At 64.4% G+C, this 691-nt stretch carries 1 pseudogene; it reads left to right on the top strand.

Features of this window, described 5'->3' with window-relative positions:
- Positions 1–691, top strand: a pseudogene (locus tag ACQRAX_RS25540) (T6SS effector BTH_I2691 family protein); the annotation flags it as partial.

Genomic DNA, 691 nt, shown 5'->3' on the forward strand with positions numbered 1-691 from the left:
GCCCGATGGGGGCTACTGCCCGTCCAGGGTGATTGGCAGGCGGCGCTTGAAGAATGGAAGGCCAAGCGCTTGTGGCGTGAGGACGTACGCTTTGATGAGGTGCAGCGCTACCTGAGTCAGACCACCACCCAGGCGCAACGGCTTCAGGCGCATTGCCAGCGAAGCGAAGCGGATCTGCTCACCTGGCTTGATCGCCTCAGCCCCCGCGCTGAGGCGGTTTACCACGACACCTGCAACGCCGACCAAGCCAGCCAACTGCTGGAGACCGCACACGCGCTGTACACCGTACTGGGCAACGGCCAGAACAGGCAAAAGTGGCTGTGCCAGCAGGCCAGGCGCCCGACCAGCCTGTTCGGCCTGGCGCTGTACAACTTCAACCCGGACGTGGCGGCCTTGATCAAAACGGTGTCGCACAACTTCGCCACCTACGGCACCCTTGACGATCAGGGCCGGGAAGGGGACGGCAGCTCCCCGGCACTGACGCCGAGCGCGGCGGGTGATGTCACGAGCATGGCCACCCGAGCCAATGAAATGAAAGCGGTCCTTGACCTGGCGTCAGTCCGCAACAGCCCGCCTTACCAAGCCATGAGCAGCGCCGCCAAGCAAGCCATGAACACCCTGATCCAGGTCGCCAACAACCAGGCCAGGGATGCCTGGCACGGGCTCAGCGGCATGCTGCTACCGGCCATGA

The sequence above is a fragment of the Pseudomonas sp. UM16 genome, from assembly GCF_050312595.1.
In the GTDB taxonomy this organism is placed as follows: Bacteria; Pseudomonadota; Gammaproteobacteria; order Pseudomonadales; family Pseudomonadaceae; genus Aquipseudomonas.